16 protein-coding genes are annotated in these 18,581 nt (G+C 69.7%); 6 read left to right on the plus strand and 10 right to left on the minus strand.

Going from position 1 to position 18,581, the window contains the following annotated elements; translation table 11 throughout:
• Positions 1–85: 85 nt before the first annotated feature.
• Positions 86–994, minus strand: coding sequence for a MetQ/NlpA family ABC transporter substrate-binding protein (locus AC4PMY_RS02650; protein ID WP_064296485.1), 909 nt, complete (start codon positions 992–994; stop codon positions 86–88).
• A gap of 137 nt (positions 995–1,131) precedes the next feature.
• Positions 1,132–2,931 (minus strand): ABC-F family ATP-binding cassette domain-containing protein, encoded by a 1,800-nt coding sequence (locus tag AC4PMY_RS02655; RefSeq protein WP_491621931.1) that lies wholly within the window; start codon positions 2,929–2,931, stop codon positions 1,132–1,134.
• 61 nt (positions 2,932–2,992) lie between these two features.
• On the opposite strand from AC4PMY_RS02655, the gene AC4PMY_RS02660 reads away from it, so the two are divergent.
• The 3 genes from AC4PMY_RS02660 (at position 2,993) to AC4PMY_RS02670 (ending at position 5,579) form a co-directional block, all read left to right on the plus strand.
• Entirely contained in the window at positions 2,993–3,868 is an 876-nt protein-coding gene (locus AC4PMY_RS02660; RefSeq protein WP_491621932.1) for a spermidine synthase, read from the plus strand.
• A 116-nt stretch (positions 3,869–3,984) separates the two neighbouring features.
• Positions 3,985–4,551: a TetR/AcrR family transcriptional regulator gene (locus tag AC4PMY_RS02665; protein ID WP_121289883.1), complete on the plus strand. Its 567-nt coding sequence runs from the start codon at positions 3,985–3,987 to the stop codon at positions 4,549–4,551.
• Positions 4,548–5,579, plus strand: a complete 1,032-nt coding sequence (locus tag AC4PMY_RS02670) for a diacylglycerol/lipid kinase family protein (RefSeq protein WP_064296488.1) — start codon at positions 4,548–4,550, stop codon at positions 5,577–5,579. Before AC4PMY_RS02665 ends, AC4PMY_RS02670 begins: the two co-directional genes overlap by 4 nt.
• 109 nt (positions 5,580–5,688) lie before the next feature.
• Here the strand turns inward: AC4PMY_RS02670 and AC4PMY_RS02675 are convergent, their stop codons facing one another.
• Genes AC4PMY_RS02675 through AC4PMY_RS02685 form a run of 3 tightly spaced genes read right to left on the minus strand, consistent with a single transcriptional unit; the run spans position 5,689 to position 8,848 of the window.
• Positions 5,689–7,353 carry an FAD-binding oxidoreductase gene (locus AC4PMY_RS02675; RefSeq protein ID WP_064296489.1) on the minus strand — a complete coding sequence of 555 codons (1,665 nt, stop codon included), beginning with the start codon at positions 7,351–7,353 and terminating at the stop codon, positions 5,689–5,691.
• Positions 7,350–8,054, minus strand: coding sequence for a lysophospholipid acyltransferase family protein (locus tag AC4PMY_RS02680; RefSeq protein WP_064296490.1), 705 nt, complete (start codon positions 8,052–8,054; stop codon positions 7,350–7,352). The genes AC4PMY_RS02675 and AC4PMY_RS02680 overlap by 4 nt, the downstream gene beginning before the upstream one ends.
• Positions 8,051–8,848 (minus strand): SDR family NAD(P)-dependent oxidoreductase, encoded by a 798-nt coding sequence (locus AC4PMY_RS02685; RefSeq protein ID WP_071261108.1) that lies wholly within the window; start codon positions 8,846–8,848, stop codon positions 8,051–8,053. The genes AC4PMY_RS02680 and AC4PMY_RS02685 overlap by 4 nt, the downstream gene beginning before the upstream one ends.
• A gap of 79 nt (positions 8,849–8,927) precedes the next feature.
• On the opposite strand from AC4PMY_RS02685, the gene AC4PMY_RS02690 reads away from it, so the two are divergent.
• The 3 genes from AC4PMY_RS02690 to AC4PMY_RS02700 are packed head-to-tail and all read left to right on the plus strand — an operon-like array spanning position 8,928 to position 13,022.
• Positions 8,928–9,830 carry a hypothetical protein gene (locus AC4PMY_RS02690; protein ID WP_064296492.1) on the plus strand — a complete coding sequence of 301 codons (903 nt, stop codon included), beginning with the start codon at positions 8,928–8,930 and terminating at the stop codon, positions 9,828–9,830.
• The gene (locus AC4PMY_RS02695; RefSeq protein ID WP_491621933.1) at positions 9,827–12,238 is read left to right on the plus strand and encodes an SDR family oxidoreductase; all 2,412 of its coding nucleotides are present in this window, start codon (positions 9,827–9,829) and stop codon (positions 12,236–12,238) included. The genes AC4PMY_RS02690 and AC4PMY_RS02695 overlap by 4 nt, the downstream gene beginning before the upstream one ends.
• On the plus strand, positions 12,228–13,022 hold the full coding sequence (locus tag AC4PMY_RS02700; RefSeq protein ID WP_056007527.1) for a ferritin family protein: 795 nt from the start codon (positions 12,228–12,230) through the stop codon (positions 13,020–13,022). Before AC4PMY_RS02695 ends, AC4PMY_RS02700 begins: the two co-directional genes overlap by 11 nt.
• 71 nt (positions 13,023–13,093) lie before the next feature.
• Here the strand turns inward: AC4PMY_RS02700 and AC4PMY_RS02705 are convergent, their stop codons facing one another.
• From AC4PMY_RS02705 to metG, 5 genes are all read right to left on the minus strand, one after another.
• A complete protein-coding gene (locus AC4PMY_RS02705; protein WP_064296493.1) occupies positions 13,094–14,032 on the minus strand; it encodes a 4-(cytidine 5'-diphospho)-2-C-methyl-D-erythritol kinase in 939 nt (312 codons plus the stop codon).
• Positions 14,033–14,072: 40 nt separating this feature from the next.
• Positions 14,073–15,140 (minus strand): L-glyceraldehyde 3-phosphate reductase, encoded by a 1,068-nt coding sequence (mgrA, locus tag AC4PMY_RS02710; RefSeq protein ID WP_064296494.1) that lies wholly within the window; start codon positions 15,138–15,140, stop codon positions 14,073–14,075.
• A 9-nt stretch (positions 15,141–15,149) separates the two neighbouring features.
• On the minus strand, positions 15,150–16,001 hold the full coding sequence (rsmA, locus tag AC4PMY_RS02715; RefSeq protein ID WP_491621934.1) for a 16S rRNA (adenine(1518)-N(6)/adenine(1519)-N(6))-dimethyltransferase RsmA: 852 nt from the start codon (positions 15,999–16,001) through the stop codon (positions 15,150–15,152).
• Between the two features lie 75 nt (positions 16,002–16,076).
• Entirely contained in the window at positions 16,077–16,982 is a 906-nt protein-coding gene (locus tag AC4PMY_RS02720) for a TatD family hydrolase (protein WP_064296496.1), read from the minus strand.
• Positions 16,979–18,559 (minus strand): methionine--tRNA ligase, encoded by a 1,581-nt coding sequence (gene metG / locus AC4PMY_RS02725; RefSeq protein ID WP_071261115.1) that lies wholly within the window; start codon positions 18,557–18,559, stop codon positions 16,979–16,981. Before metG ends, AC4PMY_RS02720 begins: the two co-directional genes overlap by 4 nt.
• Positions 18,560–18,581 lie beyond the last annotated feature (22 nt).

Raw genomic sequence — 18,581 nt, forward strand, 5'->3', positions numbered from 1 at the left:
TCGGGTGATCAGGAGGCGGTGGAACGACGAAGCGTTCCTGTGGGAGCGGATGACAGCCTCCCACAGGAACGCTCTGAACGTCGGATCAGCCCTTGGCCTTGATGTCCTTCTGGACGGTCTCGAGCGACTTCACAAGGTCCTTGACCGGGGTCTTCAGCGGAACCGCGGTACCGCCGGAGTTCTCCACGACGCCGTCGACGACGGACTTCGTGTCCTGGTAGATCTTCACGAGCTTCGCGTACGTCTCGTTGTCGGCGTCGGCGGCCTTCGCGGCGAAGATGTTGACGTACGGCAGCGCGTTCGGGTCGGACGGGTCGTCCTCCGCGATCGCGTCGGACGCCTTCAGACCGGAGTCGTTGATGAAGTCGTTGTTGATGATCGCGCCGGTGACGTCAGGCAGCGAGGTCGGCGTCAGCGAGGCCTCGAGCGAGGTGACGGTGACCTTCGACTTGTCGGCGATGATGTCGTCCGGCGTCGAGAAGATGTTGCCGCCGTCCTTCAGCTCCAGCAGGCCTGCGGACTGCAGGACGAGGAGCGCACGAGCCTGGTTGCTCTCGTCGTTCGGGATGGCGATCGTGTCGCCCTTCTTGATGTCCTTGACGCTGTCGACCTTGGTCGAGTAGAGGCCGAGAGGGTAGATCGCCGTCGAACCGATGGGCGTGAGGTCCTCACCGGAGGCCTCGTTGTACTGCGCGAGGTAGACGATGTGCTGGAACTGGTTGAGGTCGATCTCGCCCTCGGTGAGCGCCGGGTTCGGCTGCGTGTACTCGCCGAAGTCGACGATGTCGACGAAGATGCCCTCCTTCTCGGCGGCCTCCTTGTACGTCTCCCAGTAGGGGTCGCTCGCGCCGACGACACCGATCTTGACGGGGTTCGCCTCGGTGCCCTTGTCTTCGGCGGCGGCGCCTGAGCCTGCGCCGCCGGCGCATCCGGCGAGGAGCGCGAGGGCGGGGATGATGGCCAGTCCGGCCAGAAGCTTCTTCGAGAAGGTCATTGCTGTGATTCCTCTTTCGGGTGGTGCGCGCCGGTGGACGCTGATTCGACGGTACGTCGGCCTAGCAGGGATGACGAACCGGTGCGTAACACTTCGGAACAGAGCGACGATCGACGGATCGGCGTGCGCCGAGTGGGCTACTCGACGAGCTCGGAGAGCTCCAGCCAGCGGACCTCGAGGTCGGCGATCTCGCCGTACATGGCCTGGATCTTGGCACCGAGCGCGGTGATCCCGGCGAAGTCGCTCTGGTCGTGGACCGCGACCGTCTCGTGGGCCTGCTCGATCTGGCCGTTGAGCTTGTGGAGCTTGCGGTCGATCGCCTTGATCTCCTGCTGCGCGTTCCGGAGCTCCGCACCGCTCAGCTTCGGCGTCTTCTTGGTCGGGCCACCGCCGGAAGCCGTCGGTCGGTCGTGCTCCTGCGAGCGACTGCCGGCCGTCCCGGCGTTGAGCTCCAGATACTGGTCGATGCCGCCGGGCAGGTGCCGGAAGTGGCCGTCCATGATCGCGTACTGCTGGTCGGTCACCCGCTCGAGGAAGTACCGGTCGTGCGAGACGACGAGCAGCGTGCCCGGCCACGAGTCGAGGAGGTCCTCCATGGCGGCGAGCATGTCGGTGTCGAGGTCGTTGGTCGGTTCGTCGAGCACGAGGACGTTCGGCTCGTCGAGGAGGATGAGCAGGAGCTGCAGGCGGCGGCGCTGACCACCCGAGAGGTCCTTCACGGGGGTGGAGAGCTGAGCGCTCGTGAAGCCGAGGCGTTCGAGCAGCTGCCCCGGGGTCATCTCCTTGCCACCGGCGACGTAGCTCGTGCGCTTCCGCCCGATGACGTCGCTCACGCGGTCCTGCTCGTACTCGGCGAGCTCGTCGAGCTGTTGCGTGAGTGTCGCGACCTGGACGGTCTTGCCGCGCTTGACACGACCCTCGGTCGCTTCGACCTCGCCCGTGACGAGCCCGAGCAGGGTGGACTTGCCGGCGCCGTTCACGCCGAGGATGCCGGTGCGCTCGCCCGGGGCGATGCGCCACTCGACGTCCTTGATGATTGTCCGGTCGCCGTAGGACACGGTGACGTCGAGGATGTCAACGACGTCCTTGCCCAGGCGGGCGGTCGCCATGCCGGCCAGCTCGACCGTGTTGCGCACGGGCGGCTCGTCGGCGATGAGCGCGTTGGCGGCCTCGATCCGGAACTTCGGCTTGGCCGTCCGGGCGGGAGCGCCGCGGCGCAGCCAGGCGAGCTCCTTCTTCATGAGGTTCTGGCGCTTGGCCTCGGAGACCGCGGCGGAGCGATCGCGCTCGACGCGCTGCAGGACGTAGGCCGCGTACCCGCCTTCGAAGGGTTCGACGATGCGGTCGTGCACCTCCCACGTGGCCGTGCAGATGGCGTCGAGGAACCACCGGTCGTGGGTCACGACGAGCAGGCCGCCGGAGTTCTTCGACCAGCGGCGGTTCAGGTGCTGCGCGAGCCAGGTGATGCCCTCGACGTCGAGGTGGTTCGTGGGCTCGTCGAGGAAGAGGATGTCGTGGTCGCCCACGAGCAGGGCGGCGAGCGCGACCCGGCGACGCTGCCCACCGCTGAGGTCGGCGACGAGGGCGTCCCACGCGATGTCGGAGGCGAGGCCGGAGATGACGTCGCGGACCTTCGGGTCGCCCGCCCACTCGTGCTCGTCGAAGCCGCCGACGATGGTCTGCCCGACGGTCTTGTCGTGGTCGAGGGTGTCGGACTGGTCGAGCACGCCGACCGTGACGCCGTTGCGCACCGTCACGCGGCCGGAGTCGGGCTCCTTGCGGCCGGCGAGGAGGCCGAGGAGCGTGGACTTGCCGTCGCCGTTGCGGCCGACGATACCGATGCGGTCGCCCTCGTTCACCCCGATCGTGATGCCGTCGAAGACGACCTTGGTCGGGTACTCGAGGTGGAGCGCTTCAGCGCCGAGAAGGTGTGCCATATCCGGTCAACGATACCGGGCCCGGGCGTCGAGCACCGCCCGTGCACCGTAGGCTGCACGGGTGCCTCTGTTCTCCCGTTCCCGCCGACTGCCGTTCGGCGGTCGCGACGCCCGGATCACCCTCCTCGACAAGCGGACGCTGCGCTACGAACTCAGCGTCGACGACATCCCGCAGTCGGTGGTCTCCCTCGTGGATCCCCGCTCGCTCGAGTACCCGTACATCCGGCACATCGCACGAGTGATCGACGCCGAGGCCCCGGCGGGCGAGGAGCTCTTCGTCGTCCACCTCGGAGCCGGAGCGCTGACGCTCCCCCGCTACGTCCAGGCGACGCGTCCGGGATCGCCGCAGCTCGTCGTCGAGTTCGAACCGGAGCTGTTCACCGGGATGCTGGAGGCGCTGCCGCTCCCGGACGGTCATCGGGTCGAGGTCCGCTTCGGTGACGCCAGGGCCGTCGCGGACGAGCCGATCGACGAAGCCGCCGCCACCGGCGCGGACGTCACAGCGTGGCGGGACGCGAAGGTGACCGTCGTCGACCTCTGGGATGCGGCGGTGATCCACCGTCGGGTCGCGAGCCTCGAGTTCTACCGCCGCGTGGCGGTGCGCTCGGCGGACGACGGCGTGATCGCGGTGAACCTGCTCGACGGCAGCCCGTTCGACTACTCGCGACGCCAGGCGGCGACGCTGCGAGCCGTGTTCGCCCACGTCGCCGTCGTCCTCGACTTCGATCCGGTCGACGACGAGGGGCCACTCGGCAACGTCGTCGTCTTCGCGAGCGACGCACCGCTCGCGGCCGTGACGCACCCGCAGCTCTTCGGCGCTCCCGCCCCCGAGCAGCTGCACGGTGACGCCCTGACGGCCTGGATCGACGGCGCGACGATCATGACCGACGCCGACGGCGAGGACTCCCCCGACCCGGACGACCCTCGCTGGGACTGACGACCGGACCGTCACCGGGGCCGTCCCTATGCGCGCCCAGTCCATTGCGCTACGGTGGGCGTAGCGCAATGGACCGATCCGACCGGACTCCGGCGTCGCGCGGAGGAGGTTGGTCGGTGCCCGTCTCCCGACGCGTCTCCCGCGCTCAGCAGATGAGCGACCGCATCCTCGACGCAGCCCTCGACCTCATGCGCTCGCGTGGCTCGGTCGCCGTCAACATCGAGGCGGTCGCGGAGACCACCGGCGTGGCGAAGACGACGATCTACCGGCGGTACCGCAACCGCTCGGAGCTGCTCACGGCGGCCGTCGCCCGCGCCATGGAGACTCCGGTCGAGATCCCCGAGAACCTCTCGACCTACGACACCTTCACCTGGCTGCTCCACGAAGCCCGGGCGATGATCGAGGACGTGGTGGGCCGGGGCACGATCGCGTCGATCCTGCTCCAGGACGACCCGGAGTTCTCGACGCTGCTCCGCGACCTCACGAGGAACCGGGCGCGCGCGCTGTCCAACCTGGTCGACGAACGGATCTCCACCGGCGATCTGAAGCCCGGACTCGACGGCCGGCTCGTCGCGACCCTGCTCCTCGGCGCGGTCCTCGGACAGCTCGTCCGCGGCGCCGACATGGACGACGACTGGGCGGAACAGGTCCTGTCCGTCCTCTGGCCGGCACTGGCCGCATGAGGCGAGGCAGCACCCCGCCGCACGCTGCGGTGATCTACAACCCGACGCGCATCCAGCTCGAGCGCGTGACGAGGCTCGTCGACGCCGCAGCCGCCGAGGCCGGCTGGGGCCCGACCAGCTGGATCCCGACCCGCGAGCGGTCGACCGCGGTCGACCAGGTCGCGGAGGCGCTCGGGGGCGGTGCGGCGCTCGTGATCGCCGCCGGCGGTGACGGGACGGTCCGCGAGGTGGCCGGGGCGATGCGTCACACCCGGACGCCGTTCGCCGTCGTCCCCGTCGGTACCGCGAACCTCTTCGCGCGGAACGCCGGGATCCCGATCGACACGGTCGCCGCGGTGCGGGCCGCGTTCATCGGCGAGGACCGCAGCGTCGACGTCGGCCTGATCGAGTACCGGAACCCCGAGCGCGTCCGGCGCAGCACCCCGTTCCTCGTCATGTCGGGCTTCGGTGTCGACGCGGACATGGTGGCCTACGCCGACCCGGTGCTCAAGCGCCGCTTCGGCTGGATCGCCTACGTCGTCCCGATCATCCGCGGACTCTTCCGGCGCGATCGGCCCCGCGTCTCCTGGAAGGAGGACGGCGGACCGATCCGGAGCGGACGGACGCACACGATGTTCGTCGGGAACTGCGGCACCGTCTCAGCGGGCCTCGACGTCCTGCCCGACGCCCTCCTGGACGACGGTGTGCTCGACGTCCTCATGGTGCGCTCCCTCGAAGGGTGGGACGGGGTCCGTGTCACGCGCTGGCTGCACCGCGCGAACAATCCCGTCGCCCGGTTCTCCAAGGGCAGACGGACGCGGGGCCGCCGCGTGCAGCCGAGTGCCGTCGAGACGGCCGGTTCCGCCGGAGGTGCGCTCCGCTACCTGCGCGTACGACGCATCGACGTGACGGTCTCACCGCCCGCCGAGTTCCAGGCCGACGGCGACGGGATCGGCCTGGTCTCTGCGGCCCGGCTGACCGTCGACCCTGGTGCACTCATCGTCCGGCTGCCGGCGACTGCGGTGCGATCGGGTCGGCTCGGGCCCTGAGCCCGCCCTTCGACAGGCTCAGGGACCGGAGAAACGGCTCAGGGACCGGAGAAGCGACTCAGAAACCGGAGGAATCACTCAGGACCGGAGGACCACTCAGCGACCGGGCTCAGTCCGCGAGGATCTTGCCGGGGTTGAAGTTCGAGCCGGGGTCCGCGCTGTCGAAGAGGCCGCGCATGATCGCGACGCCCTCGGTCGAGATGTCCTGCTCCATCCACGGCGAGTGCTCGACGCCGACCGCGTGGTGGTGCGAGAGGGTGCCACCGTGGTCGACGAAGGACTGCTGGATCGCCGATTTGACCTGCTCATACTCGCCGATCGGGTCGTCGCCGGTGATGAACGCGAACGTGAAGTACAGGCACGCGCCGGAGTGGTACGAGTGCGAGAGGTGGCACATGATCCATCCGTGCACCCCGAGCTTGTCGTACGCGGCGTTGGCGGCGTCGTTCGCGGCGTCGTAGACCTCCTGCAGGCGCGACCAGGGCGCTGCGGTCTCCGAGACGTCCGCCGCGGCTCCGCGGTCGAGGAGGAAGTCGCGCAGGTACGGGGTGTCGAACTTCTTCTGGTCGTAGAGGGCGCCGGGGCCCTTGCCGACGCCGATACCGCCGTGCTTCCGGACGATCGAGCCGACGAGGCCCTTCTCGTATCGCACGTGCGACGCGCTGCCCTCGTAGCCGATGAAGGAGAGGCACAGCTGCTCGAGGTCCCAACCCCTGGCCGTGAGCACCTTCATGAGCCCCTTGGTGACCTGCGCCGAGACGCCGGTGCTGGCCTTGCGGGTCGCGAGCGAGAAGCCGCTCTCCCGGGCGTTCGACACCCGGGTGACCGAGGGGCTGGCGTCGCTCTCCGCGATCTCGTGCATCGCCGCGAGCCCTGCCTCCCAGGTGGGGAAGAAGTAGCCGAGGACCTCGCGGACGGCCGGCGTCCGGTGGACCTGCACGGTGACCTCGGTGATGATGCCGAGTCGACCCTCGCTGCCGATGATCATCTCGCGGACGCTCGGTCCGGTCGACGCGCTCGGGACGGGGCGGATCGCCACGATGCCGTTCGGGCGCACCATCCGCAGACCCTTGGTGATGTCGGCGATGTCGCCGTACTTGTCGGACTGCATGCCCGAGGAGCGGGTCGCGACCCATCCGCCGAGCGTGGAGTGCGTGAAGCTGTCGGGGAAGTGGCCCATCGTCCAGCCCTTGGCGCCGAGCTGCTCCTCGATCGAGGGGCCCTGCGCACCGGCCTGAATGGTGGCGAGACCGGAGCCCTCGTCGATCGACAGGACGCGGTCGAGCCGACCGAGGTCGAGCGAGATGATGACCCGCTCCTCCGTCGGCTGGGGGTCGAGCGATCCGGCGATGTTGGTGCCACCGCCGAACGGGATGATCACGGCGTCTGCGGCGACGGCTGCAGCGACGACCGACGCGACCTCGGCCTCGTCAGCCGGGTACACGACGAGGTCGGGCGTGCGGGGCAGGTCGTTCGCGCGGATCCGCAGCAGGTCGCGGATGCTCTTGCCGTAGGTGTGGACGACGCGCTCCTGGTCGTCCGTGGTCACGTGACCCTGACCGACGAGCGTCGAGAGCTCGGCGATGAACTCCTCGGACGCGCGCGATGCGGGGACGGTGAGCTCGTCGAAGCTGAGGTGGGCCTGCGCCGGCTTCCGGAGGTCGAGACCGACGGCCTGCTTCACGAACGGCGCGAAGTCCGGCTTGTTGCTGTGCTCGAAGGCGACCCCTTCGACTCCCCAGCCCCACCACTTCATGTGCTCCACAGACGTCATCCGGCTTCCTTTCGTGGTGTGTCGATCGAAACGTGTGCTCCCGGCTCGACCGAGGCGCGCAGCGCGACGATCTCGGCGACGACGCGGTCCATGAGCTGGACGGGCGTCTCGTTCGGCTGCGGGTGGATCGGTTGCCCGAAGACGACGCGCACCGGCGGTCGTCCGGGGATGGGCCAGTTGCGACCCTTCGGCATGGCGGAGTGGGTGCCGAGGACGGCCACCGGGAGGCAGGGGATGCCCTGGCGGGTGGCGAGTGCCGCGGCACCGGGCTTGAACCGGCCGAGCTCGCCCGTCCGCGACCGGCCGCCCTCGGGGAAGATCAGGATCGGGACGCCGCTCTCGAGCAGCTGCCGAGACACGCCTGCACGCTTGCGGTCGCCCGAGCGGTCCACCGGGAAGGCGTTGAAGAAGAGCGCGGCGAAGATCCGACGGGCGGGGACGTCGAAGAAGTAGTCGGCCGCCACGCCGGCGGCGAGGTAGCGCGACAGCCGACGAGGCATGGCCCCGACGACGAGCGGTGCGTCGAGGTGCGACTGGTGGTTGGCGACGACGATGTACGGCCCGGTCACGCCCGACAGGCGCTCGCGACCCGTCACCGTCACGCGGGTCAGCGACCACACGAGGGGCTTCAGCAGCAGACGCTGGGCGACGAAGCGCGCGTTGGCGTGGAGGGAGGAGGTGAACCGCGGCTCTGCGGTCATCGGCGGGCTCCTGACTGGGCGGCGTTGGCGGCTCGACGGCTCGAGGACATCCGGCCGGAGATCCACCGGATGGACGCACGGGGCGCGAACTTGACGAGGGCCATGAGGGCTTTGAAGCGGAAGCTCGGGATGGAGACGACGACCCCCCTCCCGGCGTCGCGGAGGGCGTCGGCGACGAGCCGGTCCACATCGATCCACAGACCCGACGGGATCGAGCGGGTGCTGATGCCGGCCCGATCGTGGAACTCGGTGCGGACCCATCCGGGGCACAGGGCCGTCACGCGGACACCCGAGCCGGCGAGCTCGACGGCGAGCGCCTCGGTGTAGGTGGTGACGAACGCCTTCACCGCGGAGTAGCCGCCGGTGGTGATGTACCCCGCCGTGCTCGAGACGTTGATGATGGTGCCGCGTCCGCGTTCCCGCATGGCGCGGGCCGCGGCGCCCGAGAGGGTGGTGACGCTCCGGCACATGACCTCGATCGCGTTGTCGAGCTCGCTCGTGTCGGGATCGGTGAGGCGGGCGTGCACGCCGAACCCGGCGTTGTTCACGACGACCTCGATCGGCGACGCCTGGTCCTCGATCCGTGCGGCGAGTCTCGCGACGTCGGCACGGTCCGAGAGGTCGGCACTGATCACCTCGACGGTGCGACCGGTCGCGCGCAGTCGCTCGGCCGATCGCTCGAGCCGCTCGACATCACGGGCGACGAGCACCAGGTCGAAGCCCCGTCCGGCGAGCGCCGTGGCGAACGCGGCACCGATGCCGGACGTCCCACCGGTGACGAGAGCTGTAGCCATGGGGATCAGAATACGCTACGCGTTGCGTATCGTTGCAAGCTACAGTGATGAGGTCGGATCGTCACGGAACGGAGACGCCATGGTGAACCGGGATTCGCCGCGCGGAACAGCACCCGCAGCCCTCGAGGACGCGGAGCAGGAGAGCGCCATGCTGCGGCCTGCCCACGGGTTCAGCGTCCGCGACTACGCGAAGTCCGCCGTCGGCAGTCGTCGCAAGGAGATCGACGCCGAGGCATTCGCCGAAACGCCGCTGAGTGCTGAGACGGTCGCGCTCCTCCGGGCCCTGTCGGACATCGAGCGCGCGACCATGCAGTACCTCCGCGGAGTGCTCGTCACCCCCACCCACAAGGACGCCCGGGTCACCGCGTTCCTCATCACCTGGGCGTACGAGAAGTACTGGATCACCGACACCCTCGACACCGTGCTCAAGGCGAACGGGACCCCGCGCGACAAGACGCGTTCAACGGGTCTCCGCCGCACCGTCCACGGCGTGCGCGACCGCTTCGCGCCCATCGGCCAGGCCCTCATCGCGAACGTGCTCGGCGAGGACATCATCGCCTGGCACATGACGATCGGGACGATCGACGACCTCATCACCCACGCGGCGTACCGCACGGTGCGCGAGCGCGAACCGCACCCCGTGCTCGACCGCCTCGTCGACGAGATCCTCGAGACGAAGGCCAGGCACCTCGAATTCTTCACCGCACAAGCGAGCGACCGCCTCGCCGCGTCGCCCCGTGCGCAGGGCATCACCCGTCGCCGCATCCGGAACGCCGTGTGGCCCACCGGCTCCGATGCGAACGGCCCCCGACAGACGGCACGGTTCGCCGCGCTCGTGTTCCGCAGTACCGCCACCTGGAGCGACCCCGCCGTCCTCGGCATCGACGCGTCGATCGACGCGCTGCCCGGTCAGTCGGGCCTCCATCTCGCCGCAAGACTTGCCCGCCGCGGACGCCGCGGCAGCCTCGAGGAGAACCGATGACCGACACCCCCACGCCAGACGCCGAGCAGCCCGACACGCAGGAGCCCGAGGCTCAGCAGCCCGCCGCTGAGCAGCCCGCCACCGCCCCGAACGCCCTCGACGGCGCGCACGTGCTCGTCACCGGCGGAACCGGTTTCCTCGGTCAGGCGGTGCTCGAGCGCCTGCTCGCCGATCACCCGACCACCCGTGTCAGCCTGCTCATCCGGAAGAAGGGGTCGGTGCGCGGAAGCGACCGTCTCCAGACCCTGCTCCGCAAGCCGGTGTTCAAGGCCTGGCGCGAACGCGTCGGCGCCGAAGCCGCTGCGGCGATCGTGGCCGAACGCGTCAGCGTGATCGAGGGTGGCCTCGACGAGATGGCACTGCCGGCCGACCTCGACGTCGTCATCCACAGCGCGTCGACCGTCTCCTTCGACCCGCCGATCGACGAGGCCTTCGCCACGAACGTCGGCGGAGCGACCACGCTGTACGCGGCGCTCGCGAAGAGCGGCGCGACCCCGCACGTCGTCCACGTCTCCACCGCCTACGTCGGTGGCACCCGGAAGGGCATCCAGCCGGAACGCAGCCTCGCGCACGACGCCGACTGGCGCGTCGAGGCCGAGGCAGCCCGCTCGGCGCGCGTCCGCACCGAGGAGTCGTCCCGTCGTCCGGAGGTCCTGCGCAAGCTCATGCAGACCGCCCGCCGCGAGCACGGCAAGGCCGGCCCCCAGGCCGTCTCGAACGCCGCCGAGGCCGCACGCATCGCCTGGGTCGACGCCCGACTCGTCGCCCACGGCCGCGCACGCGCCGAGAGCCTCGGCTGGACCGACGTCTACACCTTCACGAAGGCCATGGCCGAGCGGGTCGCCGAAGAGCGCTGGGCCGGCGAGGGCAACCGACTGTCCGTCGTGCGCCCCTCGATCATCGAGAGCGCGCTCGCGCACCCCTTCCCCGGCTGGATCGACGGCTACAAGGTCGCCGACCCGCTGATCATCGCCTACGGCCGCGGGCAGCTGCCCGACTTCCCGGGCCTCCCCGACAGCGTGCTCGACATCATCCCCGTCGACTTCGTCGTCAACGCGATCCTCGCTGCTGCGCAGACCCCGCCGGAGCCGGCTGCGGCGCGCTACTTCCACGTGAGCTCAGGAGCCAGCAACCCGCTGCCGTTCCACAAGATGTACGCGAACGTGCACAGCTACTTCACCGAGCACCCGATCCCGGCCGACGCCGGCGACATCAGCGTGCCGACCTGGAACTTCCCCGGCGGGCGCGCCATCGAGCGCTCCATCGACCGGCGGCAGAAGGCGACGACGGCGGCCGGCCGGGTCGTCTCCCACCTGCCGGCGAACGCGACCACCCGCGGGTGGCAGGACCGGATCCGCAAGGCGTCGAGCGACCTCGGCTCACTCCGCGACTTCACCGGGCTCTACCGCTCCTACGTGCAGAGCGAGATCGTCTTCGACGACCAGCGCACCCGTGCTCTGCACGCCTCGCTGACGCCCGAGCAGCAGGCTGATCGCGGGTTCGACGTCACCACGATCGACTGGGACGACTACTTCCAGCGCATCCACTTCCCCGCCGTCACGACCCTGACCCGTGCCTTCGCCAACCGCAAGGCGGGCGCCGCAAAGCAGCAGAAGATCCTGCCCGTGCGCGACGACGTCCTCGCGGTGTTCGACCTCGAGGGCACGGTGCTCGCCTGGAACCTCATCGAGCAGTACCTCTGGCTGCGGCTCGCCGCGACCTCGCGGTCGCGCTGGCCCATCGAGATCGCTGCACTCGGCGCGTCCATGCCGGGGTACATCGGTGCTGAACTCCGCGACCGCGGCGAGTTCATCCGCACGTTCATGCGTCGCTACGAGGGCGTCGACGTGGCGCAGCTCGAGAAGATCGTCCGGGGCGGCTTCGGCAAGGCCGTCCGGTCCCGCCTCCTCCCCCAGGCGCTCGAGCAGATCGCCGCGCACCGGGCAGCCGGTCACCGGACGATCCTCGTCACCGGCACCATCGACCTCATGACGGCTCCGCTCGAGCCGTTCTTCGACGAGGTCGTGGCCGGGGCGATGCACGCCGAGAACGGACGCCTCACGGGCTACCTCGACAGCCCGCCGCTCGTCGACGAAGCGCGCGGCGCCTGGCTCACCCAGTACGCCGAGCAGCACGGCATGGACCTCGCGCACTCCTACGGCTACGGCGACTCCCATGCGGACGCCGCCTGGCTGCAGCTGGTCGGGAACCCGGTCGCCGTCAACCCCGACCACACCCTGTACAAGCTGGCGCAGGCCGGGCGGTGGACGGTGCGAGAATGGGCACGAACCACCGGAGGCGTCCGCTCCGAAGACGAACTGACCCGCGCACCGCGCCCCGCACAGCCGAGAGGAGAGCGGACGGCCGAGGACACGATCCCCGACCGCCCCACCGCACATGGCGTTTGACATCGACAAGTTCACCGAGACGAGTGTCTCGGTGAACTGGAGCGACCTCGACTTCGACGAGTTCAAGACGAACCCGCTCCCCGCTTCCACCCTGCGCAGCCTGCGCTACATGTGCGACATCGAGTACCACACGGTCTGCTACCTGCGCGACATGCTCATGACGCCGTCCCACGAGGACGACGAGGTCGGCGCGTTCATGACGATGTGGAACCGTGAGGAGTTCTGGCACGGGGAGGCGCTCGCCGCCGTCCTCGCCGCCCACGACATCACGGTCGACTTCGACGAGCTCAAGGCGACGCGCCTGAAGCTCGGCTGGAAGGACCGCCTCGACCCCATCAAGCAGTCGATCCTCGGCAACCTCGTGGGCACCGACTTCATCGCGGTGCACATGAGCTGGGGCGCGGCGAACGAGTGGTCCGCGACCGCCGCGTACACCCGCCTCGCACAGTTGGAGCGGCACCCGGTGCTCTCGGTCCTCCTCAAGCGGATCGCGAAGCAGGAGACCCGTCACGTGGCGTTCTACGCGAGCCAGGCCAGGGCACGCCTGGAGTCGTCGAAGAGCGCACGTCGACTCACCCGGTTCCTCCTCCGCAAGGTGTGGGGCCCCGTCGGTTCCGGCGTCATGCCCGACTCCGAGGTCACGCACGTCATGGGACACCTCTTCGGCGACGAGGACGGCCTGGCCGAGGTGCGCCGCATCGACGGGCACATCGCGAAGCTCCCCGGCATGGAGGGGCTCACGATCATCGAGAACTCGCTCCGCGTGCGCGGCGTCGCTGCCTGAACCGCACCACCTCGGACAGCAGCCCCGGTCGGATCTCCGACCGGGGCTGCTTCGTTCGTGCGGGCCGTGTCTCAGCTCTGCGAGACGATGCGGGCGCCGTGGACCGGTCCGTGGGCTCGGATGACCTTCAGCCCGGACGAGGCGAGCGTCACCTGCAGTTCGACGGCGTCGTCGGTGTCGGCCGCCAGGAAGGCGATCGTCGGCCCGGAGCCGGAGACGAGGCTGCCGAGGGCGCCCTGCGAGTCGCCGAACTCGAGCACCTCGCCCAGCACCGGGCGCAGCTGCAGCGCGGCGGCCTGCAGGTCGTTGTAGAGGACCTCGCCGAGGAGGTGGGCGTCGCCCGCCCGCAATGCCTGGAGCACCGCGGCGTCGACCGTCGGCTGACGACCGGACGGCGAGATGTCGAGGATGTGCCGCGCCCGGTGGGCGTCGAGCTCCTGGTAGACCTGCGGGGTCGACATCCCGAAGTCGGCGAGGGCGAGCACCCACTCGAACTGCCCCTTGGCCAACGCACTGCTCAGTTGGTCGCCGCGGCCGGTGCCGACCGCGGTGCCGCCGAGCAGCGCGAAGGGAACGTCCGCGCCGAGGCGCGCCGCCAGCGCCAGGAGGTCGTCGCGGCTGCGTTCGGTCCCCCAGAGGGCGTCACAGGCGAGCAGCGTGGCCGCCGCGTCGGCTGAGCCGCCGCCCATCCCGCCGGCGACCGGGACGTGCTTCTCGATCTCGAGCCGGACACCGCCGCGGTACCCCGTCCGGCGCGCGAGGGCCTTCGCGGCGCGGATGGCGAGGTTGCTCGTGTCGGTCGGCACACCCGAAACGTCCACCGAGCCGGAGAACGACACGCTGAAGTCGTCGGCCGGGTACGCGTGCACGTCCTCGTACAAGGAGATCGCCTGGTACGCGGTCGCGACGTCGTGGTAGCCGTCGTCCATCACTTCGCCGACTTTGAGGAAGACGTTGATCTTCCCCGGTGCTCGCACGTGGACGTGCTTGAGGATGGCCTCGGTGGTCATTGTTCCAAGTTAGTCGATCGAGCAGGCGCCTCAGACCGCGTCACTTGTCGGAGGAGTCCGCCCAGATGTTGACGTCGGCGCCCTCCGCGAGTCGGTCGATCTCCTCGAGCTCCTCGGTCGTGAACGCAGGGCCGTCGAGCGCCGCCAGGTTCTCGTCGAGCTGCTCGGGGCGGGAGGCACCGATGAGGGCGGAGGTGATCGCGGGGTTGTTCAGGACCCAGGCGAGCGACATCTGCGCGAGGGTCTGGCCACGCTCCACGGCGATGTCGTTGAGGGACCGGAGGCGGGTCGCCATCTCCTCGCTCACCTGGCGGTCGGGCAGGGAGGGACGGTTCGTCGCACGTTCGGCCGGGCCGTCGCCGAGGTACTTGTCGGTGAGCAGGCCCTGCGCGAGTGGCACGAAGGCGATCGCGCCGAGGCCGGTCTCGGTCAGCACCTCGGTGAGGCCGTCCTCGACCCAGCGGTTGAGGATCGAGTACGACGGCTGGTGGATCACGAGCGGCGTGCCGAGCTCGCGAGCGACGGCGTGCGCGGCGGCGGTCCGCTCGGCCGAGTACGAGGAGATGCCGACGTACAGGGCCTTGCCGGAGCGCACGATCGCGTCGAGCGCGCCCACGGTCTCCTCGATGGGCGTGACCTCGTCGACCCGGTGCGAGTAGAAGATGTCGACGTAGTCGAGACCCATCCGCTCGAGCGACTCGTCGAGGCTCGCGGTCAGGTACTTCTTCGAACCGAAGTTGCCGTACGGGCCTGGCCAGAAGTCGTAACCGGCCTTCGAGGAGATGATGAGCTCGTTGCGGTACGGACCGAAGTCCTCGCGCATCATGCGACCGAAGTTCGTCTCGGCGGAACCGTAGGGCGGGCCGTAGTTGTTCGCGAGGTCGAAGTGGGTGATGCCGTGGTCGAACGCGTGGCGCAGCAGCGCGCGCTGCCCGTCGAACGGCCGGTTGTCGCCGAAGTTGTACCAGAGGCCGAGCGAGATCGGCGGGAGGAAGAGGCCCGAGGTGCCGACCTGGCGGTAGTCGTTCCGCGCGTAGCGGTCGTCCGCCGCAGCGTACGGGCGGTGGATGTCGGGGACGTTCAGCGGGAATCGAGCATCAGCGGTCATGCGCCAACGTTATCGTCCCGCACGCACGATCGACAGGAAGTCGTGGACCGTGAGCTCCTCGCCGCGCGCCGTCGGCTTCACCCCGGCGGCCTCCATCTGCTCCGTCGCGGCCTGGGAGCTGCCGAGGACGCTCCCGAGTGCCTGCCGGAGCATCTTCCGACGCTGCTGGAACGCCGCGTCGATGAGCGCGAAGGTCTTGATGCGCTCCTCCTCGGTGCCGATGACGTCGCTTCGTCGCTCGAATCCGACGAGCACGGAGTCGACGTTCGGGACGGGCCAGAACACCTGCCGGCTCACCTGGCCGGCGATACGCCACGCGCCGTACCAGGCGGCCTTCGCGCTCGGGGCGCCGTAGACCTTGCTGCCAGGGACGGCGGCGAGTCGGTAGCCGACCTCGGCCTGCACCATGACGACACCGGCCGTCAGCGAGGTGAAGTGCTCCAGGAAGTGCAGGAGGACGGGCACGGAGATGTTGTACGGCAGGTTGGCGACGAGTCGGTTGGGCTGCGCCGGGAGTTCCTCGATGCGCATCGCGTCCTCGTGGACGACCGACAACCGGTCGATCATGCCCGGTGCCATCTCCCCCACGGTGAGCGGCAGCTGCTTGGCGAGCCGACCGTCGATCTCGACGGCGACGACGCTCGCGTCGGCCTCGAGCAGGCCGAGGGTCAACGAGCCGAGTCCAGGGCCGATCTCGACGACGACGTCGCCCGGAGCGACGTGCGCGACCGACACGATCTTGCGGACGGTGTTCGCGTCGATGACGAAGTTCTGACCGAGCTTCTTCGTCGGCGTCACGTCCAGCAGGGTGGCGAGATCTCGGATCTCGGCGGGGCCGAGCAGGGCGACGGAGGCGGTCATCCCTCCAGTATCCCTGATCGGGGAGCCGGTCCTCGTCGGGCGACGGGCGCGAGGCTCGGTGAGGAGCTCAGACGCTCAGTCGGCCCAGGAGCCGTAGACGCGCTCGGTGTTCGTCGCGAGCTGCGTCGCGAACGCTGCGACGTCCTCACCCAGGTGCTCGGCCATGCCGCGCACCGTGTACGGGAGGAGGTACGGCGCGTTCGGCCGACCGCGGAACGGGGCGGGCGTGAGGTAGGGCGCGTCGGTCTCGACCATGATCAGCTCGCGGGGCATGATCGCGAGCGCCTCACGCAGCGGTGCGGCGTTCTTGAACGTCACCGTACCGGCGAAGGAGGCGTACCAGCCGTGCTCGGCGCACAGCTCCGCGAGCTCCGGGCCGCCCGAGAAACAGTGGAAGACGGTGCGTTCCGGGGCGCCCACCCGCAGGAGCGTCTCGACGACCTGGTCGTGGGCGTCGCGATCGTGGATCTGCAGCGCGACACCGTGGCGCTTCGCGATGGCGATGTGCGCTTCGAACGACGCGAACTGCGCCGCTCGGCCGTCCTCCTCGGTGCGGAAGAAGTCGAGGCCGGTCTCGCCGACGGCGCGCACACGGGGCTCCGCCGCCAGACGGTCGATCTCGGCCAGCGCCTCGTCCAGGGTGCCCGCGCGGTCGAGGTCCGGCGCGTCGTTGGGATGGATCGCGACCGCCGCGAGCACACGGGGGTCACGAGCGGCGATCGCCGCCGACCAACGGGAGGTCTCGACGTCGGTGCCGACCTGCACGATGCCTTGGACCCCGACGGAGCCCGCGCGGTCCAAGTGCTCCGACGGGGTCAGCGGGGCGTCGCCGTCGGCGTGCTCGAGGTGCGTGTGGTTGTCGTAGACCGCGACCGGCAGCGCCTCAGGTGCCTCAGGGTAGCTCAGCTGCTTCCGCTCCCCCGCTTCGCGCTGCCGCAGGTGCGGTGTGGCGGCCGGATCCGGCGCGACGCCCCCGCTCATTCGGCGACGGCCTCGATCCGCGGGAACAGGGGCTCGAGCCCTGCCACCGAGGTGCCGGCGGGCAGCTGCCCCCAGGTGCCGACATCGCCGATGCGCTGTGCCCCGAGCTCGCCGAGGGCGGCTTCGGCGCCGAGGGCGGACCACAGCTTGGTGGTCGCCTTCGGGACGAAGGGGTGGAGCAGGACCGACAGGGCGCGCAGGCCCTCGACCGCCGTGGCGAGCACGGTGCCGAGCCGCTCCCGCTTGGCCTCGTCCTTCGCGAGCGCCCACGGCTCCTGCTCGGTGATGTAGCCGTTCAGCTCGTCGACGATCCGCCAGATGGCAGCGAGCGCGTCCTGGATGGCGAGGCGCTCGATCGCGGCGTCGGCGTTGACTGCAGCGCGAGCGACCGTCTCCTGGATGGCCACATCGGCCGGTTCGGCAGGGCCACTCGCCGGCACGACGCCGTCGAAGTACCGCGTCACCATGGCGAGCACGCGCGACGCGAGGTTGCCGAAGCCGTTCGCGAGCTCAGCCTGGTACCGCGCGGAGAGGTCCTCCCAGCTGAACGAACCGTCCTGCCCGAAGGCGATGGCGCGCATGAAGTAGTAGCGGAACGCGTCGGAGCCGAAGGTGTCGGTGATCTCACTCGGTGCGATACCGGTGAGCTTCGACTTCGACATCTTCTCGCCGCCGACGAGCAGCCAGCCGTGACCGAAGACCCGCTTCGGGACCTCGAGCCCGGCGGCCATGAGCATCGCCGGCCAGATGACCGCGTGGAACCGCAGGATGTCCTTGCCGACGATCTGCGTGGCGGGCCAGCGCTCGGCGAACGCCTCCTCGTCGGAGCCGTACCCGGCGGCGGTGATGTAGTTGAGCAGGGCGTCGAACCACACGTAGACGACGTGGCTCTCGTCCCACGGGACCTTGATGCCCCAGTCGAAGGTCGAGCGGGAGATGGACAGGTCCTTGAGCCCCTGGCGCACGAACTGGATGACCTCGTTGCGCGCCGACTCCGGCTGCACGAACTCCGGTCGCTCCTCGTAGAGGGCCAGCAGGCGCTCGGCGAAGTCGCTCATGCGGAAGAAGTAGTTGCTCTCCTGGAGCAGTTCGACCGGCTTCGAGTGGATCGCGCACACGAGCTGCCCGACGTACTCGCCGGTGCCCTGCACGAGGTCGCTCTCCTGCTTGTACTCCTCACAGCCGACGCAGTAGTACCCCTCGAACTCACCGGTGTAGATGAAGCCGGCGTCGTACAGACGCTGGAGGAAGAGCTGGACGTTCTGCTCGTGCCGTTCGTCCGTCGTGCGGATGAAGTCGTCGTTCGAGATGTCGATCGTGTCGAGCAGCGGGTACCAGGACTCGCTGACGAGCTTGTCGGCCCACTCCTTCGGCGTCACGCCGTTCGCGGTCGCCGTGCGCAGGATCTTCTGGCCGTGCTCGTCGGTCCCGGTCAGGAACCAGGTGCGGTCGCCGGCCTGACGGTGCCAGCGCGCGAGGACGTCCGCGGCCACCTCCGTGTAGGCGTGCCCGATGTGCGGGGCGTCGTTGACGTAGAAGATGGGCGTGGTGATGTAGAACGAGGTGCCGTCGGCCATGGGGTCAATCCTAGGACGAGCG

This window comes from Plantibacter sp. MDV22-iso1 (assembly GCF_058408345.1).